The sequence below is a fragment of the Neobacillus niacini genome, from assembly GCF_046591715.1.
GTDB lineage: Bacteria > Bacillota > Bacilli > Bacillales > Cytobacillaceae > Neobacillus > Neobacillus niacini_L.
Window position 1 is genome coordinate 950,371 of sequence record NZ_JAWVNQ010000001.1, and the last position, 17,337, is coordinate 967,707.

The 17,337-nt window shown below is 37.1% G+C and carries 18 protein-coding genes; 12 read left to right on the forward strand and 6 right to left on the reverse strand.

Annotated features, from left to right (window positions below):
• Nucleotides 1–10: 10 nt before the first annotated feature.
• Nucleotides 11–136 (forward strand): hypothetical protein, encoded by a 126-nt coding sequence (locus SFC47_RS04600; protein WP_411253060.1) that lies wholly within the window; start codon nucleotides 11–13, stop codon nucleotides 134–136.
• Between the two features lie 33 nt (nucleotides 137–169).
• Here SFC47_RS04600 and tatA read toward each other — a convergent pair whose 3' ends face one another.
• Both tatA and SFC47_RS04610 read right to left on the reverse strand, forming a co-directional pair.
• Nucleotides 170–385 carry a twin-arginine translocase TatA/TatE family subunit gene (gene tatA, locus SFC47_RS04605; protein WP_411253061.1) on the reverse strand — a complete coding sequence of 72 codons (216 nt, stop codon included), beginning with the start codon at nucleotides 383–385 and terminating at the stop codon, nucleotides 170–172.
• Nucleotides 386–401: 16 nt separating this feature from the next.
• Complete coding sequence (locus SFC47_RS04610; RefSeq protein ID WP_411253624.1) at nucleotides 402–1,424, reverse strand: M42 family metallopeptidase; 1,023 nt, start codon at nucleotides 1,422–1,424, stop codon at nucleotides 402–404.
• A gap of 313 nt (nucleotides 1,425–1,737) precedes the next feature.
• On the opposite strand from SFC47_RS04610, the gene SFC47_RS04615 reads away from it, so the two are divergent.
• Nucleotides 1,738–1,971 (forward strand): hypothetical protein, encoded by a 234-nt coding sequence (locus tag SFC47_RS04615; RefSeq protein ID WP_411253062.1) that lies wholly within the window; start codon nucleotides 1,738–1,740, stop codon nucleotides 1,969–1,971.
• Nucleotides 1,972–2,005: 34 nt separating this feature from the next.
• Here SFC47_RS04615 and corA read toward each other — a convergent pair whose 3' ends face one another.
• Complete coding sequence (gene corA, locus SFC47_RS04620) at nucleotides 2,006–2,956, reverse strand: magnesium/cobalt transporter CorA (RefSeq protein ID WP_411253063.1); 951 nt, start codon at nucleotides 2,954–2,956, stop codon at nucleotides 2,006–2,008.
• Between the two features lie 168 nt (nucleotides 2,957–3,124).
• On the opposite strand from corA, the gene SFC47_RS04625 reads away from it, so the two are divergent.
• The 3 genes from SFC47_RS04625 to SFC47_RS04635 are packed head-to-tail and all read left to right on the forward strand — an operon-like array spanning nucleotide 3,125 to nucleotide 6,652.
• The gene (locus SFC47_RS04625; protein ID WP_411253064.1) at nucleotides 3,125–4,456 is read left to right on the forward strand and encodes a spore germination protein; all 1,332 of its coding nucleotides are present in this window, start codon (nucleotides 3,125–3,127) and stop codon (nucleotides 4,454–4,456) included.
• Between the two features lie 25 nt (nucleotides 4,457–4,481).
• On the forward strand, nucleotides 4,482–5,555 hold the full coding sequence (locus tag SFC47_RS04630) for a GerAB/ArcD/ProY family transporter (RefSeq protein WP_411253065.1): 1,074 nt from the start codon (nucleotides 4,482–4,484) through the stop codon (nucleotides 5,553–5,555).
• The gene (locus SFC47_RS04635; protein WP_411253066.1) at nucleotides 5,552–6,652 is read left to right on the forward strand and encodes a Ger(x)C family spore germination protein; all 1,101 of its coding nucleotides are present in this window, start codon (nucleotides 5,552–5,554) and stop codon (nucleotides 6,650–6,652) included. Before SFC47_RS04630 ends, SFC47_RS04635 begins: the two co-directional genes overlap by 4 nt.
• Before the next feature lie 33 nt (nucleotides 6,653–6,685).
• On the opposite strand, the gene SFC47_RS04640 is transcribed toward SFC47_RS04635, so the two are convergent.
• The gene (locus tag SFC47_RS04640) at nucleotides 6,686–7,846 is read right to left on the reverse strand and encodes a TIGR04053 family radical SAM/SPASM domain-containing protein (protein ID WP_411253067.1); all 1,161 of its coding nucleotides are present in this window, start codon (nucleotides 7,844–7,846) and stop codon (nucleotides 6,686–6,688) included.
• A gap of 374 nt (nucleotides 7,847–8,220) precedes the next feature.
• Here SFC47_RS04640 and SFC47_RS04645 point away from each other — a divergent pair, with 374 nt between their 5' ends.
• Entirely contained in the window at nucleotides 8,221–9,000 is a 780-nt protein-coding gene (locus SFC47_RS04645) for a C40 family peptidase (RefSeq protein ID WP_411253068.1), read from the forward strand.
• Between the two features lie 135 nt (nucleotides 9,001–9,135).
• On the forward strand, nucleotides 9,136–9,765 hold the full coding sequence (locus tag SFC47_RS04650) for a TVP38/TMEM64 family protein (RefSeq protein ID WP_411253069.1): 630 nt from the start codon (nucleotides 9,136–9,138) through the stop codon (nucleotides 9,763–9,765).
• Here the strand turns inward: SFC47_RS04650 and SFC47_RS04655 are convergent.
• On the reverse strand, nucleotides 9,762–10,109 hold the full coding sequence (locus SFC47_RS04655; protein ID WP_411253070.1) for a hypothetical protein: 348 nt from the start codon (nucleotides 10,107–10,109) through the stop codon (nucleotides 9,762–9,764). The genes SFC47_RS04650 and SFC47_RS04655 overlap by 4 nt on opposite strands.
• A 118-nt stretch (nucleotides 10,110–10,227) precedes the next feature.
• On the opposite strand from SFC47_RS04655, the gene SFC47_RS04660 reads away from it, so the two are divergent.
• The 3 genes from SFC47_RS04660 to trhA all read left to right on the forward strand — a co-directional run bounded on the left by SFC47_RS04660 (nucleotide 10,228) and on the right by trhA (nucleotide 12,345).
• Nucleotides 10,228–10,674, forward strand: a complete 447-nt coding sequence (locus SFC47_RS04660; RefSeq protein ID WP_411253071.1) for a GNAT family N-acetyltransferase — start codon at nucleotides 10,228–10,230, stop codon at nucleotides 10,672–10,674.
• Between the two features lie 63 nt (nucleotides 10,675–10,737).
• Nucleotides 10,738–11,343 carry a LysE/ArgO family amino acid transporter gene (locus SFC47_RS04665; RefSeq protein WP_411253072.1) on the forward strand — a complete coding sequence of 202 codons (606 nt, stop codon included), beginning with the start codon at nucleotides 10,738–10,740 and terminating at the stop codon, nucleotides 11,341–11,343.
• Nucleotides 11,344–11,697: 354 nt separating this feature from the next.
• Nucleotides 11,698–12,345, forward strand: coding sequence for a PAQR family membrane homeostasis protein TrhA (gene trhA, locus SFC47_RS04670; protein ID WP_411253073.1), 648 nt, complete (start codon nucleotides 11,698–11,700; stop codon nucleotides 12,343–12,345).
• 48 nt (nucleotides 12,346–12,393) lie between these two features.
• On the opposite strand, the gene SFC47_RS04675 is transcribed toward trhA, so the two are convergent.
• On the reverse strand, nucleotides 12,394–14,463 hold the full coding sequence (locus SFC47_RS04675) for a peptidoglycan D,D-transpeptidase FtsI family protein (RefSeq protein ID WP_411253074.1): 2,070 nt from the start codon (nucleotides 14,461–14,463) through the stop codon (nucleotides 12,394–12,396).
• A gap of 249 nt (nucleotides 14,464–14,712) precedes the next feature.
• Between SFC47_RS04675 and SFC47_RS04680 the strand changes: the two genes are divergently transcribed.
• Both SFC47_RS04680 and SFC47_RS04685 read left to right on the forward strand, forming a co-directional pair.
• Nucleotides 14,713–16,242: a carboxypeptidase M32 gene (locus SFC47_RS04680; protein WP_411253075.1), complete on the forward strand. Its 1,530-nt coding sequence runs from the start codon at nucleotides 14,713–14,715 to the stop codon at nucleotides 16,240–16,242.
• Between the two features lie 283 nt (nucleotides 16,243–16,525).
• Nucleotides 16,526–17,323 (forward strand): TerC family protein, encoded by a 798-nt coding sequence (locus tag SFC47_RS04685; protein WP_411253076.1) that lies wholly within the window; start codon nucleotides 16,526–16,528, stop codon nucleotides 17,321–17,323.
• Nucleotides 17,324–17,337 lie beyond the last annotated feature (14 nt).

The window sequence follows — 17,337 nt, forward strand, 5'->3', positions numbered from 1 at the left end:
GTTGAATCCTTTGGCAAGAAATCGATTATTATTGACAACAGCTGCGCTAGGGGCAGCCTATTTACTAAGAAATGATAAAGCACGGAAGAAAATAATCAACCAACTTCAGAACTTTGCGGATAAATCACGAAGATAGAAAATGCAAGCTGCGATTTGCAGCTTGCATTTATTATTTCTTTAATTCAATTTTATCCTTCTGTGCTTCTTTTAAATCATCCTTAAACTCTTCCTTAATGTCATTGGTAATTCCATCTGTAGCACGTTTGAACTCACGAAGTGATTTACCAAATGCACGGCCAATTTCAGGCAGTTTATTCGGTCCAAAGACAATTAAGGCGAGGACAAGAATTAAGATTAATCCGGGTACACCAATATTTGAAAACATAGCGAACCTCCTTATTTTAAATCACTAAATTAGATTGTACGTAGTGTAATAAAAGTTTTGCGGTATTTTCAATTGATGATTCGTGTGTCCGTTCAAAAGCATGGGAGGAATCAATTCCAGGCCCGATTAACCCGTGTACAATGTCGTGTCCAGCACGAATAGCTGCTGAGGCATCGGAGCCATAGAAGGGATAAATATCAAGTTTGTACTCAATATTGTTTTCTTCAGCAAGCCTGACTAAATTTTTACGAAGTCCGTAATGATAAGGTCCGCTGGCATCCTTTACACAAATCGAAACGGTATATTCATCAGTTGATTGTCCGTCACCCATTGCCCCCATATCCACGGCTAAATACTCGACTGTTTCAGGTGTAATATTGGAATTACCTCCATACCCGATTTCTTCATTGTTCGAGATTAAGAAATGGGTAGTATACGGCAGCACTATGTTTTCACTTTTCAGTTGCTTAATAAGTTGAAGTAAAATGGCTACACTTGCTTTGTCATCCAAATGACGTGATTTAATGAATCCGCTTGGTGTTACCTCTACCCGCGGATCAAAGGATACGAAATCACCCACTTCAATCCCAAGTGCACGAATATCATCTGCATTATGTACTCTTTCATCTAATCTGATTTCCATATTATCCTGGTTGCGCTCAAGCTTTCCAGCGTCTTTATATACATGGACAGAGGTTTGGTGCATCAAGATGGTACCCGTTATTTTTTTGCCGCTGCTCGTTTCGATTTGACAATATTCACCCTCAATCGAGTTAAATTTAAATCCTCCGATCAAGTCGATTTTAAGTCGGCCGTTTGATTTAATTTCCTTAACCATTGCCCCGAGTGTATCCACGTGTGCAGTAAGCATACGATGGCGACTGGCATCCTTACCTTCTATAGTGGCGATAAGGCCGCCTTTACGATTCCTTCTTGTTTCTACTTTCAAATCTGCCAGATATTTTTCAACATAGGAAATTACTTCATTTGTATTACCTGATGGACTTGGAATCGATACTAAATCCACCAATAATTTCATTGTTTCCTCTGTATTTTTGTTTGCCAAAGATAAATCCCCCTTCGAAATAAACACTCTCTTCTATTATAACATTTTATAGAAAAATCATCTGAAATCAAATTCCGGCAACTTTTTTAGTATTCATGCATATGGTAGAGGTGTGGCTTTTTCCATTTGATGGTTAAGGATCAATATAATTGGAAATAAAAGGAATAATTAAAATTATCGAACAATTATAGAGCTTATGGAGGAGAAAATGACCAGATTGGAACTTTATCACAAAAAAACAAAGCAATTTTCATGGAAGGGGACATTTTTTTTCATACTAAGTGTATTGATATTGACAACAGGCTTCTTCTTTTTTGGATATTATTATCAAAGTACAATAAAAATTGAATCACCTGAAGAGAACCTTGGCTCCCAAGTTGTCATCCGCCTTCCAGATGGAAAAGAGGTCTTTACCTATGAAAATTATATTATTGAAAAGGATGGAAAGACTTACTATAAAGGTGAACGAAATACCATCGATCTTACAGGTGGAACTGTAACGTATGAAGATTGGGAGTAACAAAAAAAGACTAAGCTGCTTAGTCTTTTTTTGATTATTTGAACCATCCTTTCTTTTTAAACCACAGAGTCATAACTAAAACTACTAAAAACATTATAAATAAAGTAGTGAAGTAACCATATTTCCAAGTTAATTCAGGCATGTAGTGAAAGTTCATCCCATATATCCCTGCTATAAAGGTAAGCGGCATGAAAAGGGTAGTAATCACGGTGAGGACTTTCATCACATGGTTTGTTTGATGTGAATTTAATGAAATATAACTATCTCGGATGTCAGATGCTAATTCTCTATTAGCTTCAACCATCTCAGTTAGTTTTAATAGATGATCATGAATGTCAGAGAAATATTCAATCTTTAACTGCATTTTTGTCATCCGTTGCGAATTAATGATTCGATATACCAAATCTCTCATTGGAGTTACGGTATGTCTTAAGGCAAGAAGTTGGTGTCTAGTATCGTAAAGGTCCTCTAGTAATGCCTCCATAGTTCTCCCCTTAGAATTCTCATCTAATTCATTTAAGGTATCTTCCACTTGGTAGACAAGGGGAAAATAATTATCTACCATTTTGTCAAGAACATGGTATAACACTTGGGAAGGATTCCATTTCTTAACTTTTGAAGAAAGTGAAAATCTGCTCCAAACCTCATCAATTTCAGGAGATGGCTGGTGGTGAAAGGTAACAATAAACTTCTCAGCAAGGAAAAAATCAATCTCTTCTTTTGTAATAGTCAGTGGATTTAAGGCTTGTGTAACAAAAAATGTATAATCCTCATAGTAGTCGAGTTTTGGGCGCTGCAATGTGAAGATACAATCCTCAATCGCCAGCGGGTGAAAATCCAGAGGTGTATTTAAAACATCAATTTCCTCTTGAGATGGCTGGTGAAAATCAATCCAGTACCATAAATAATTTCCATTGACTAACTCCGAAGGTTCCAAATCATGGATCAAATGATAATTTTGGTTTACAGCAATCGTTTTAATCATATTAACACCTTATTCGTTCTAAAGAATTTGAAAGATGATCTACATACTATAATGATAACGATAAAATGGATATTTTCAAAATAGCAATAAGGGGATTTCACTTAACGGAATAAAATACCATAAATCAAGGAAAGGTAAAGGGAAAGACATTGATTAAAGGGGAAGGATATGTCATTTAATCAGGTTCGAACCATTCAGGATTCCATAAAATCAAAGATCCAAAAGTCTGAAGATATTGTTCTGAAGGAACTCAAAACAAAGGAAAAGTATCTCGAGACTTTTTATTTCAAAACACTTAGCGACGAGACACAATTACAAAATTTCTTAATCAAGCCATTCTTTGAAATCAGTACATCAGATCTTTTCTTATCTTATTTACAATCACACCCAAAAATACAACCCTTTGAGAGCGAACAGCAAACCCTGGACGAATTAGTCGGGGGAGCGGTGATTCTCTTTTATTTTGATACTATTTTTATTTTGGATATTAGAATAGACCGCAATAATTCGGTTTTGGATACCACAGTAGAAACCACCATTCAGGGGCCGCAATCTGGGTTTAGTGAAAGTCTTGGTACCAATCTTGGACTGATCCGCCACCGTTATCCTGAGCCTGCCCTTCAGGTGGAGTCCACAAAAATCGGCAGTGTATCCAAAACACAGGTAATGATTATTTATGATAAAAAAAAGATAGATCCAGCAGTACTTGTTAATGTGAAAAAGTTCCTATCAACAATAGATATTGAAATATTTCAATCAGGAGAGCAATTGTTAGATTTCACAAAAAAATCGAAGCGAACGCTGTTTCCGACCATAATGGTTACGGAAAGGCCAGACCGTGTAGCTGTTAACCTCACCACTGGAAAAATAGTATTACTCGTAGCAGGTTCACCATTCGCTGTTATTATGCCTACAGTCATGAAAGATTTAATGTCTTCGATGGCAGACATCTATCAAACTTATTGGATAGGAAAATTTTTACTTACACTTCGGTATATTGGGTTATTTACGAGTATAATGCTTCCAGCTGTATACGTGGCATTAACAAGCTATAATCCGGAAGTCTTTAGAGTTCAATTGGCTCTATCTGTTGCAGGGAGCCGTCATGCGGTTCCATATCCCTCGTTTATTGAAGTATTCCTAATGTTGATTATGATGGAGCTTTTGATGGAAGCAAGTATCCGCCTGCCGAAAGCCATTGGTCCTACAGCGACAACAGTAGGGGGTTTAATTTTGGGACAGGCAGCAACGGATGCGGGATTAGTAAGTAATATTATGATTATTATTGTTTCATTGGGGGCAATATCTAATTTCGTGATTCCAATCAGTATTTTTAGTTTTGCAGTTAGAATTTCAAAGTATTTACTATTAATATTATCGATATTCTATGGGCTTGTAGGCGTAATATTAGGTTTTTTCCTTTTGATCGCCTATATGGTAAGTCTTGATAGTTTTGGTAAACCTTTTTTTTCCTTAATAGAAAACAAATCAGCCAATTAGGTCCTTTTTGTTTAGGGTGGTCGGTATGAATCGCTATTTCTTATATTTAGTATTTTTGAATATGCTGTCAAATGTTATCATCTTCGTTCCCAAATTTCTTATTCAATACCGATACGATGGGGCACTATTGAGTATAGTTATTGCCATAATTAGCGGGATGATTTTGATGTACTTGGATAGTATTGTTTTTGCAAGATTCCCTGGTGAAGGTCTCCCTGAAATAATCGAGAATAGAATGAGAATGCCATTTAAGTTTATTTTACTGGGTGGTTTTTCAATATTTTGGTTTACTGCAGGACTAATCACCCTGCTGGGATATATAGACATTCTTCATCGTTTTATTAACCCTGATCTGCCGAAGATTTTCTTAATGGTCGTTTTTCTTGCGGCTATTTGTTTTGTGATTCAGCTGCCAACCCAAAAAGTTGTGTACCTCCTTGAGATTGTCCTAATTTTAAATGGTCCATTGATCATTTTTATCTTTTTCAAAGCGATTACGAGTGATTATTTAAACTGGGATTCTATTTTTGAAGTAGGTACTCATCTTTTTACTCTGCCGAAACTAACACCTATCGTTGTTGCTAGTTATGTTTTTTCTGGCTATACCAATATCATTATTTTTAATCGGTTGTTTAAAAAGAAAATAAAAAGTATCAATTTTGCCGTAATCTTGGTTGTTTCTATTTTGAATTTGGTTACATCGTTCTTAATTCCAATTGGTTTTCATGGTGCAGACGGGGCACAGGAATACATGTACCCGTGGATTATGACGGCAGATTCAATCCGCCTCGTTTATAGTCCAATTGAACGGGCACTATTTATTTTTCTCATGTTATATATCAGCATTACCTTATTGAGTGTTACTGTCCATTGGCACGTGGCTTTTGAGTTGATAAAAGGCTGCTATATAAAAAATACCAGTAAACAGAAAAATTGGCTGGTATTAGCTTATTTTATTGGCTTTTCAATCTTGGCTGTTCTTCGCTTTGATTTAATGAACCCAGAACTTATTATTAAGTTTTGGTTAACTGCCAGGTACTTTTTTGAAATTATCGTTGTTTTCAGTTTTTTCTTTTTCCTTAGGAGGCGGAACCCTTGAAGCTCTTTGGAAAACGTTATTGTGTCGTTGTGCTAATCATCATCTTGTCTTCATTGGCAGCGGGCTGCGGCTTTAAGGATATTGATAAACGGCTCTTCGTTGTTAGTATAGGCATTGATCCAGCAAATGATAGTTCAAAAAAATATCTTGTCAGCCTAAAGTTTGCTATTCCAATTATAGAGGAAAAATCCAATGAATCTATGATTGTCTCAGAGGAAGCTGACACGATTTCCGAAGCAGTAAGAATGATTAAAACGAGAGTAGATAAAGAGATTGATTTCAGTCATGCAAAAGTAATTGTTTATAATCAAAAGGTTTTACAACAGGAGATTGAACCGAATCTTTATTATTGGTTCATTCGAAGGCGGGACATTCAGGAGGTTTCGTGGGTAGCCATAGGGGAGCCGTCCGCTTTAGATGTTCTGAAATTAAAGCCTAAATCTGAACGGCTTCCATCGAATTCACTATTCCTTGCCCTTGGAAGAGATGGCCCAGAAACAGCATATATTATCCCGGAATTTCTTTTCGATTTTAAAAGGAGATTTAATGAAAAGGGAATCGATCCATTCTTACCTATTATTGAAGTAAAGGAAAATTCATTTACGATAAATACGGTCGGACTGTTAACTAAGAAACAACTGAAGCTTCAATTAAAACCAAAGGAAACCATGATATTAAATTTTTTACTTAATAATGAATCTAAAAGTGCATTGGTAATCGATAAAAAAGATAAAAGGTTTGTCATTGATACGAAGAGGGTAAAATCTAAATATAAAATTTTTGCAGATAACCAAAAGCAACCGTATATTAAATTTGATATAACAATCAATGGAAGGATAGAAGAAGCGGATTTTCCAGTAAATAATATGGATATCCCCGAGTATGAAAAATCAGCTAAAAAACTAACAGAGGAAAACATCTATCAATTCTTAGTTAAAATGCAAAAAGGGAATGTTGACCCGGTTGGGTTTGGGCTGCATTATCGCGCCAGACATTTTGAAAAAAATGATTGGGAAACTTGGCAAAAGTTATATCCTGCTATTAAGTTTAAGGTAAATGTGGATATACAAATTGAAGATACAGGATTAGTAGAATAAAAAAGGCATTCCGGTTGGAATGCCTGCAGGTTCTTATACAGTCTGTTCAGATTTTTTCCTCATGGCTTGTGGGATATATACGCAGAAAGGTTCGCTTTCCATATAGTCGCCTGTTACAGCATAGGTTCTGGAACGAGATCCGCCGCAAATTTTGTTATATTCACATATTCCGCATTTGCCCTTATAGTTGTCAGGCTGTCTTAAGTCTTTAAATACTTTTGCTTCTCGGTATATTTCAGCTAATGGTGTTTCCCGGATATTTCCGCCAACGATTGGCAGCAAGCCGCTTGGCATTACATCACCAATATGGTTAACAAAGACAAAGCCATTTCCATCATTTACACCCTTCGGTGCACGGTTTAACCCATCATGCATCGAAGCAAAATCAGTTGTTATCGAATCTTCATAGCGGATTTCGCCTTTTTCTATGACATGGTCCCGTGCTTTCTCCTGTAATACGACGCGCCGGTAATGTTGTGCAGCAGTTGTTTTAATATCGTAGGGAGCTGTTTTACTTAGCTGATACAACCAGCGGAAAACCTTTTCATGCTCTGCTGGAGTAATACATGCATCCATTTGCCCACGTCCCGTTGGAACCAGCAGGAAGATGTACCACATGACAGCGCCAAGCTCTTCTACAAGCTTAGACATTTCTTCAAGATGGTCATAATTATAACGAGAAATAACGGTATTAATTTGCAGAGGCATTTTTAGTTCATTTAAGTATTTTATTTTTTCAAGTGTAAGGTCGTAGGAACCAGGTACTCCTCGGAATTTATCATGAATTTCTGCCGTTGGTGCATCAAGGCTGAAGCCCCAGCGGGAAAGGCCGACCTCCTTTGCACGTTCCATTCTTTCCTTCGTTACATTTGGGGTAGCGCTGGGTGTCATGGATACACGCATGCCTTTCTTAACTGCATAATCTGCAAGTTCAAAAAGGTCTTCTCTCATCATACAATCTCCGCCTGAGAATACGAGCATTGGATTGTCCATTTCATAAATTTGATCAATTAAATTAATTCCTTCTTCATGGGTTAATTCACGTGGATCGGGAGTCAACTGGGCATCAGCTCGACAGTGGACACACTTTAACTCGCAGGCACGTGTTACTTCCCAGATTACAATAAAAGGGTTTACATCATAATTAATGCTTTTCTTAACTCCGTGTGGATGTCCTTTACCTATTGCTTGCATTGTCATCACCAAGATTCATAAAATTTTTAGGAACAATTATAATCATTAAAAATGTTTCTATAGGTTTATTATAGTTTTCCCTGTTCGTCGTGCATGAACGGATTGTTACAATATTTCATAAGGTTTGTTACAATATTTCTACATTCCTATTACAAGAAAATACCAAACTAGTAATATCTGATTCTGATTTTGAAAGGAAATAGAAAAGAAATCCTTATTATATTAGGGTTAGAAGCATTTCAGGGGTTTGTTACCAGCGGGCTTTCATTGCCGGAATAGGGGAATATTTCCTGCATACCCATATGTTTGGGATATATATAAGTAGTCTCCCTCCTTTATGATGTATGTACTACGACGAAAGAAGGAGAGCTACTATGAAAAAACATTTACTGTCAGTCGCGGCAGCTGCCGGAATATTGTTTACCTCATTTGGAGGATCTGTAAGTGCACATGAAAATGTCTATACTGTAAAATCAGGGGATACACTTTGGAGAATCTCACAAAACAATAATATATCAGTTGCAAATATAAAAGCTTGGAATAATCTTTCTAGTGACAGCATCTATGTGAATCAAAAACTATCATTATTAGCGCCTCACTCACATGAAACTCAGGAAGGCACTACTTACACCGTTCAAAAAGGGGATACTCTATGGGGGATATCATCCCGTTATAAGCTAACGGTAGCACAGCTTAAATCACTTAATAACATGACCAATGATACTATTTATGCAGGACAAGTACTTAAAGTTTCAAGTGGTGCTGCAGCAACACCAGCACCAATTTCTACTGTTTCAAAAGCGCAAATGGTGATAACAGAAGCAAAGAAATATATCGGCACTCCTTATCAATGGGGAGGAAATTCTCCAGCTGGTTTTGATTGCAGCGGCTTCTCAAAGTACGTTTTTGAAAAAGTAGGAATCTCTCTTCCTAGAACAGCAGCAACTCAGTTTTCCAGTCTTAAAGCAGTTACTAATCCAAGTCCGGGAGACCTAGTTTTCTTTACGACTTATGCACCTGGCCCGTCCCACTTAGGAATATATATCGGGGATAATAAATTTATCCATGCTGGGACATCAACAGGTGTTACCATTACCGATATGAGTAATCCGTATTGGAAACCAAGATATCTTGGTGCTAGAACAGCATTTTAATAGAACAAACAAAGACCTTTATCCATGCCGATAAAGGTCTTTGTTTGTTCAAAAAATCTGAATATTTATGGTTTATGTAAGGAGCATTTACCTTTATACTTATATTAGATGAGTAAAATAGATTAGGAGATACAGATGTTTAAAAGAATCCTAAGCATGACGCTTTTATTGATTGTCATTTCAATTGGCTTTTTACAAAAAGATGAGTTACTAACTTTAATCAAGGAAGGCGGAATCCTTTCTATTTTCATCAGCATGCTGTTTGTCGCTATATGTGTCTTTTTTCCTGTTATTCCTTTTCCTGTCCTAGCGGGTGTTATCGGAGGTGTATTTGGCACGACTCAAGGAGTAATCATCTCCTTAAGTGGAGCGATGGCTGGAACAATGGGTTTCTTCATCTTAAGCAGATACGGTTTCCGGGATTATGCACAATCTAAGTTAATGAGTTATCCGAAAGTCCAGGAATACGAACAATTTCTTAATCAAAATTCGTTTGCTGCCATTTTAACCTGTCGTTTGATTCCTATTATTCCAGCGCCTGTTGTCAACATCATTTGTGGTTTAAGCAAGGTGAATTGGTTAACGTTTTTTACTTCCTCCACGATTGGAAAAATCCCGAACATCTTAATTCTATCCTATGCTGGTGCTTCTTTTAGTAGTAATAAGTTATTTTCTATTGGTTTATATGGCGCCTATATTCTTATTTTAGTTCTCATTAATTTTGTGATCATGTATCGTAAAATGGCAAAAGAATCTGTGGACTAGACAATGTATTTTACTGGAAGGTCTTTTTCTTCGATCGAAATAACTTCATTAAAGAAGCTTTTTAAAATGAACCATCGTGCGGGATACGTATTAATAAAATCTTCCATAATGAACGGAGAGTATTGGATCAAACAATCAAGATAATTTCTATTCTTTTTTAAATCATGTAATAGTGCATGTGGAATGGTGTAGTAGTCATAAATTTGGTAAGGATTTAACTTTACCACTTCGATTTTATGCTGCTTAATGTAAGTTAAGATGGATTGCTCTTGAAGTTTAAAGCTTTCTTCCTGGGTGAGCCCGTTTAAACTAATCCTATCATTAATAAAATAAATTCCCTTCATACCATTGACACCTCTCTTGTACTATTGTTTGGTATTGTTATTGACAGGGAAGGAAGGAAGTATACTTCAGTAAAAGCAAGATAGTAGTTTATTCCTAATTTTTGGAAGGTGATGGAACATGGCTAGTTGGGAAAAGGATGGTTTTACGATTAGTACAGAAAGGCAATATCTTGATATCAAAGTCATACACCATTTTTTGAGTGCTGATTCTTACTGGGCTAGAGGGATTACGATGGAAAAGGTAATGAAATCCATTGAGAAATCCTCGATTTGTTTTGGAATGTACGAGGGCGATCCGTCAAAAGAGGATAGAAAGCAAATTGGTTTTGTCCGCGCTGTTACAGACTTCGTAAGATTTGCTTGGATTATGGATGTATTTGTTCTGCCTGAATATAGAGGCAGGGGCTTATCGAAATGGATGATGGAAACAATGGTTACCCAATCAGAATTAAGAGATGTTCGGAAAATGATGTTATGTACCTATGACGCACACGGACTTTATGAACAATATGGTTTCCAGACACTCGAAGACCCAGAGATTTTTATGCAGAGAAAAATAGAATAATTAGTAAACAGGCTGTCTGCTTAAATGTAGACAGCCCGTATTATCATGTGTAGGAGAGTATAAATGATAAGTGCTGCAATTCATGGATTACTATTAGCCTTTGGGCTGATTTTACCTTTAGGGGTGCAAAATGTATTTGTATTTAATCAGGGGGCCTTACAGCCAAAATGGAAATCCGCATTACCAGTAGTGTTAACCGCTGCACTTTGTGATACCCTTTTAATTTCATTGGCTGTTTTAGGAATTTCTGCTGTTGTGTTAGAAATCAGTTTTTTAAAACTAGCATTGAGTGTGATTGGGATTGCTTTTTTATTATATATGGGTTTAGTTACTTGGAAAAGTAAATCTAGTAATGAGGGAAATAGTGATTCAGTTTTTTCAAGCTGGAAACAAATTACCTTTGCCGCGTCTGTTTCATTATTAAACCCACATGCCATCATGGATACGATCGGTGTAATCGGAACAAGTTCATTAACGTACACAGGAATGGAAAAGACAGTCTTTACTCTTGTATGTATTTTTGTGTCTTGGATATGGTTTTTTGGATTATCCATCGTTGGCAGAATGGCAGGAAAACTTGATCAAAGCGGCAAGTTCATTCTCACATTAAACAAAATATCAGCTGTCATTATGTGGGGAACGGCGGTGTACCTTGTGTTTTCAATATAAAAAATTTACCCGGCATACAGCCGGGTATGGGAAAAAATCTATAAAATAAAAGGGGGGAGGAAATGGTTCTGTACTGAACCTGTAATAATCTTATCGGAAAAATATGAACAAACTATGAATGAATAATTAATAGATTGGTAAATCTGTGGAGGAGAGTAAAATGAAAGATTTCCATTTTTGTGCTAGCTGCAGACACTTTAAAGCTGAAAGAAAAACGGATAAAATGGTATACTATTGCAGTCGATTAGGATATGAGACTAAAACTCATTATAAATTTAATTGTTGGAATCCAAAAGACAGCATTATTCCTCTTATGGATAAATGGACGAAGAGATAAAAAGGAGCTTTTTAGAAATGGCAGACACACATGTTTTTTCAAGGAATGAAGAGGCAGCCAATGCGATTACCCACGGAATTGGTGCGATTCTTAGTATAGCCGCTTTGGTCATTTTGATTGTATTTTCCACCTTGTACGGAAATGCATGGCATATTGTCAGCTTTACGATTTACGGTGCCTCCATGTTCATATTGTACATGTCATCCACATTGGTACATAGTTTTCCAGAAGGTAAAACAAAAGACCTCTTTGAAATCTTTGATCATTCCTCTATTTACTTTTTTATTGCAGGAACCTATACACCATTTCTTCTCGTTGTCATTAGAGGAACACTTGGCTGGTCATTATTCGGAGTTGTCTGGGGACTGGCGATTGCAGGAACGATTTTTAAATGTTTCTTTACAAAAAAATATTTATTTACTTCGACCATTCTTTATGTGGTGATGGGGTGGCTGATGGTTTTTGCATGGAAGCCATTAACAGCTGCGCTTCCTGCTGAAGGGCTTGCCTATTTAATGATTGGGGGCCTCCTCTACACATTCGGGGCAATTTTTTATGTATGGCGGGGATTCCGCTACCACCACGCAATTTGGCATCTATTTGTTATTGCAGGGACACTGCTTCACTTTTTCTGCGTATTGTTCTATGTGTTACCAATAAAATAATAAAATTAAAAAGGCATCTGGGTGAAATATCCCAGACGCCTATTTTAATTAATTTTTCCTCATGGCAAAATAGGTATCCATGACTCTTCGCCCGATAAGGAAGTTTGCTCCATTATCGGTGGTTCCCTGGTAAGCCCAAGGAACAATCACAGCCATTGCCACTTCGGGGCTTGTGCTTGGTGCATAAGTAACCAAGCTTAAATTCATAACTGGAGGCGGCTCCTTACCGAATCTAGCTCTTTCCGGACCATCATAAAAGGCCTCAGCTGTTCCAGTTTTCCCTGCTGGGGAGTAGGATACGCCGGTAAAACGTTTAAACGCTGTTCCCCCTGGCTCCTGGAATACTTTCTTGAAACCTAAATGGACCCGTTCCATCCATCCAGGTTCAGCATCAATCGTATTTAGTACAGTCGGTTTAACTTCTTGAAATACAGGACCAATTTCCTCTGTACCATTATCGACAGGCTCACGTATTTCTTTTACAATATGCGGTTTCATTCTTTTTCCGCCATTGGCGATCGTTGAAATATATTGTGCTAACTGCATAGGGGAATACGTATCGTATTGTCCTATTACTAAGTCCATTATATGACCCGGGAGGCGGCTTGGCCCCTTTAGTCCACTAGATTCATTTGGCAGATCAATACCTGTTCTAGAACCAAGCCCAAAGCTTGCAAAAGAATTCCGGATGATCTCAACCGTATTAGGGGCAAGACTTAATGGCTGCTCATATTGATAATTTCCTTTACCGATTCTAATAGCGGTATGGAACATGTAAACATTTGAAGATAATTTTAAAGCATCGACATCATTCAGCGTTCCCAGATAGGAATACGACTTTTTTAATGGAGTGTCCTTGATTTTAATTCCTGCATCATTAATCCGAGTACCGGGTTTAATAACACCTGTTTTAAAACCTGTTAATACCGTGGCACCCTTCACAGCAGAACCTACATTGTAGGTCGTGGTGATAGTACCTAATGCATCGTCCTGCATTTCTAATTGACCGGTCTCTGGATTTTTAACAATTCTTTTTCCTGCCATGGTTAACACAGCACCATTATTAGGGTTCATTAACACAACATATGCGCGATCCAAAAGGGAAGTATTCGGTGTTTTTTTCAATCCCCAAAGCTCTTCTTCAATGATTTTCTCTACCGCTTTCTGTAAGTCCATATCAACGGTAAGGACGAGGTCTTTGCCTCTTTTTCCATCTGAAACGACTTCGGTTTCAATGACATTACCTTGTTTATCTGTTATCGTTTTAACCTTTGATTTATGTCCATGGAGTACATCTTCGTATTGAAGCTCGAGCTGGCTTTTTCCTACTCTATCATTTCGGTTATAGCCTAAAGATAAAAAATGATCCAGCCGTTCTGCAGGCAGACCTTCCTCTGTTTTCGTTACATTCCCTAGAATTGATTTTAAAGTTTGATCAAAGGCATAAGACCTATCCCAGTCTGTTGCGGTGTCGACTCCTGGGAGTGATTGTAGATTCTCACTGACAATCGCAAATTCCTCAGGCGTGACATCTTCATTTTTCACTATTTGCGGAGTGAATTTATAACCGCTCGAAAATTCAAGATATATCGACCACACTTCTAGTTCTTCTGGCGTTAGTTGACTTATTTCTTCCTCGGTAATTCGTTCAATCTTTAATTTATATAAATCATTATCTTTTAATTTTTTTGCTTTAAATAATTCTAATTCTTTCTTGGTGATTTTTGCATCTGATTTCTCAGGGTTTTTGAGGATCCAAAGGTCCTTTTTTTCCCGCTCTGTCATCTTATCGTAATTTTTAACGATTAATTTAGCCAACTTTTCTGCCGTGTCCAGCATTTCTTTTTGGCTGGCTCCCATATTGGTGTATGTAATCGCGCGTTTTGGAACGTTGTCAACAATGACTCGGTAATTACTATCAAACATCTTCCCGCGGGGTACAGGGTTATTGATTGTAATATCTTCTTTTCTTTCCAACTCACGTTTGAAGTTTTCCCCGTACACGATTTGAACAAATCCTAAGCGCAAAATTAGGATGGAAAATAACAAAAATACACTGAAAAATAGCAGATTAAGGCGGATCGGAAAATGAGATTTCTTCTTTTTCTTTTTCTCCAAACTTTTTCACATCCTTGTTACTTTTTCGTTAGTATGTCCTCTTGGAAGAATTGGTAATTATTTATTATTTTACGTTTAGATTTGCAGAATTGTAAAGGATTTCCTCTTAGATTGTAACCTTTGCGTAAATTTTTCGTTCTTTATAGATGATAAGATTACTTTGAGGATTTCAAATTTTAGCTATATTCAAATTCATCAATTATAATGATATGGCAATCCTCAAAATATAGAATTTAAGGAGGTCTACATATGGAAAAAGTGGTGGATCAAACCCTGCATGCTGCTTTGGAGAAATTTAATGTTTTAGATGAGAAAATCACACATTTTTCAAGTATTATTGGTCTTACTGATTGGGATTCAAAAGTAATGGCACCAAAGAAGGGGAGAAATGTGTTTGCCAAAGCAACAGGAACATTAAGGACGGAAGTTTTTAAGCTCCAGGTTTCAAAGGAAATGGGAGACCTGCTGGCTATTTTAACTTCGTCTGCAAACTCTGAAGTTCTCGATTCAGTTACAAAAGCAAGGGTAAGAGAGTACAATGATTTTTATCAAAAATCAAAGAGTATCCCTGCTGACCTTTATCAGGAATATTCAATTTTAACAGCTCAGGCAAATGATGCTTGGGAAGAGGCTAGAGCGAAAAATGAGTTTGCTATTTTCCTTCCTTACTTAGAAAAAATCGTAGATTACAAGAGAAAGTTTGCTGAGATTTACGGTTATGAAAATCACCCATATGATGCTTTATTAGATGAATTTGAACCTGGTTTAACAGTAGATAAATTAGATCCTTTATTTGCAAAACTAAGAGAATCAAGTGTAAATTTATTAGAGCGAATCAAAAATTCAGGCAGCACGACACCAGACCAAGTATTCGAACAGTCATTTGATATCGAAAAACAAAAAGAATTTAATCGGTTTATTTTGCCTGTTATTGGTTTTGATCTGGAAGCAGGCCGTCTTGATGAAACCGTTCATCCATTTGCACAAACTGTCACCATTGGTGATGTTCGTTTAACCACTCGCTATTTAGAGAAAAACGTTCGTTCTGCACTTTTTGGTACGATTCATGAAGCTGGACACGGTATTTATGAGCAGCATGTGAATCCAGCGTATGAAGAAACTGTTTTGCAAAGTGGTGCCTCATTTGGAATCCATGAATCACAATCAAGATTTTTAGAAAATATGGTGGGGCGCAGTAAAGAATTTTGGAACTACTTTTACCCTTATTTGGTCAAATATTTTCCAACACAGCTGCAAAGTGTTTCACTAAATGATTTCTACAGAGCAGTTAATAGTGTTAAACCATCATTCATACGTGTAGAAGCTGACGAATTGACCTACAATCTTCATATTATGCTACGTTATGAAATTGAAAAAGCGTTAATTGGCGGAGAAATTGAAGCAAAGGATCTGCCTGCAGTGTGGAACAAAAAAATGGAAGACTACCTTGGAATTACTCCATCAACTGACAGTGAGGGAGTACTTCAAGATGTGCACTGGTCATTTGGCGGATTTGGTTATTTCCCATCCTATTCATTAGGAAATCTTTATGCAGCTCAAATTCTACGAACGATTCAGAAGGAAATTCCAGATTTCTATTCCCACATTGAAAACGGCCGTTTCGACGTTATTCAAGAGTGGCTTCGTGATAGAATCCATCAATATGGAAAACTTTATACGCCGAATGATTTAATACTTAAAGTGACTGGTGAACAGTTAAACGCTAATTACCTTGTGGAGTACCTTGAGAAGAAGTACTCTGAGGTTTATGGTTTATAGGAAAAATTCGGTATTGACGATTTAGTCGATATATCATATAGTATTAGTAATAAAATATTTCCTTCTTAAAGGGGAGTAGCTAAGACAATAAAGTCGTCATTCCGAGAAGAAACCTTTCTCCGGCTTTATTGGCAACGTGACGTTGTTAGCAAGACCTTTACTGCATGGTGTGGTAAAGGTCTTTTTGTTTGTTTTTTTGGCCTTTACCATACAATGGTAAAGGCCTTTTTTATGCAGCAAAGGGATATTTTAGAAAATACACACTTATTAGGAGGACTTAATTATGGACTTTTCTCTTTTGCTGGAATATGGATGGGTATTGTTGGTGTTAGTGGCACTAGAAGGACTCTTAGCAGCAGACAATGCTTTAGTGCTTGCCATCATGGTAAAGCACTTGCCGGAAGAAGATCGTAAGAAAGCTTTATTTTATGGCTTAGCAGGAGCGTTTGTCTTTCGATTTGCTTCATTGTTTATTATTTCTTTCCTTGTTGATGTATGGCAGGTTCAAGCCATTGGAGCGCTTTATCTATTGTTTATGGCAGTTAATCATATTGTCCGAAAACTGGCTGTCAAAGGGAAAACAGAAAGTAACCAAAATGAGAAGACAGTTAAAAAAAGTGGTTTTTGGTCAACGGTTTTTAAAGTGGAGTTAGCTGATATTGCTTTTGCTGTGGATTCTATCTTAGCTGCTGTGGCACTTGCAGTTGTCCTTCCAGACACACCGCTTCCTAATATCGGCGGTTTGGATGGAGGTAAATTCTTAGTTATTTTTGCTGGTGGAATTATCGGTCTTGTAATTATGCGTTTTGCCGCAAATCAATTTGTTAAGCTATTAGAGAGAAGACCAGGTCTTGAAATAGCTGCATTTGGTATCGTTGGCTGGGTTGGAGTTAAGCTTGCCGTTTACACACTTTCACATCCGTCTCTTGCTGTTTTGAGTGAAGAATTTGCCCACTCTACAGAATGGAAATTAACATTCTATGCCGTGTTAGTAGGAATTGCAGCAGCTGGATGGTTCTTCTCTAAGGACGAAGCTGCCGAAAAAACGGAAAAAGCAAAAATTGAAACAAATGCCTCATAATTTACTTATAAAAA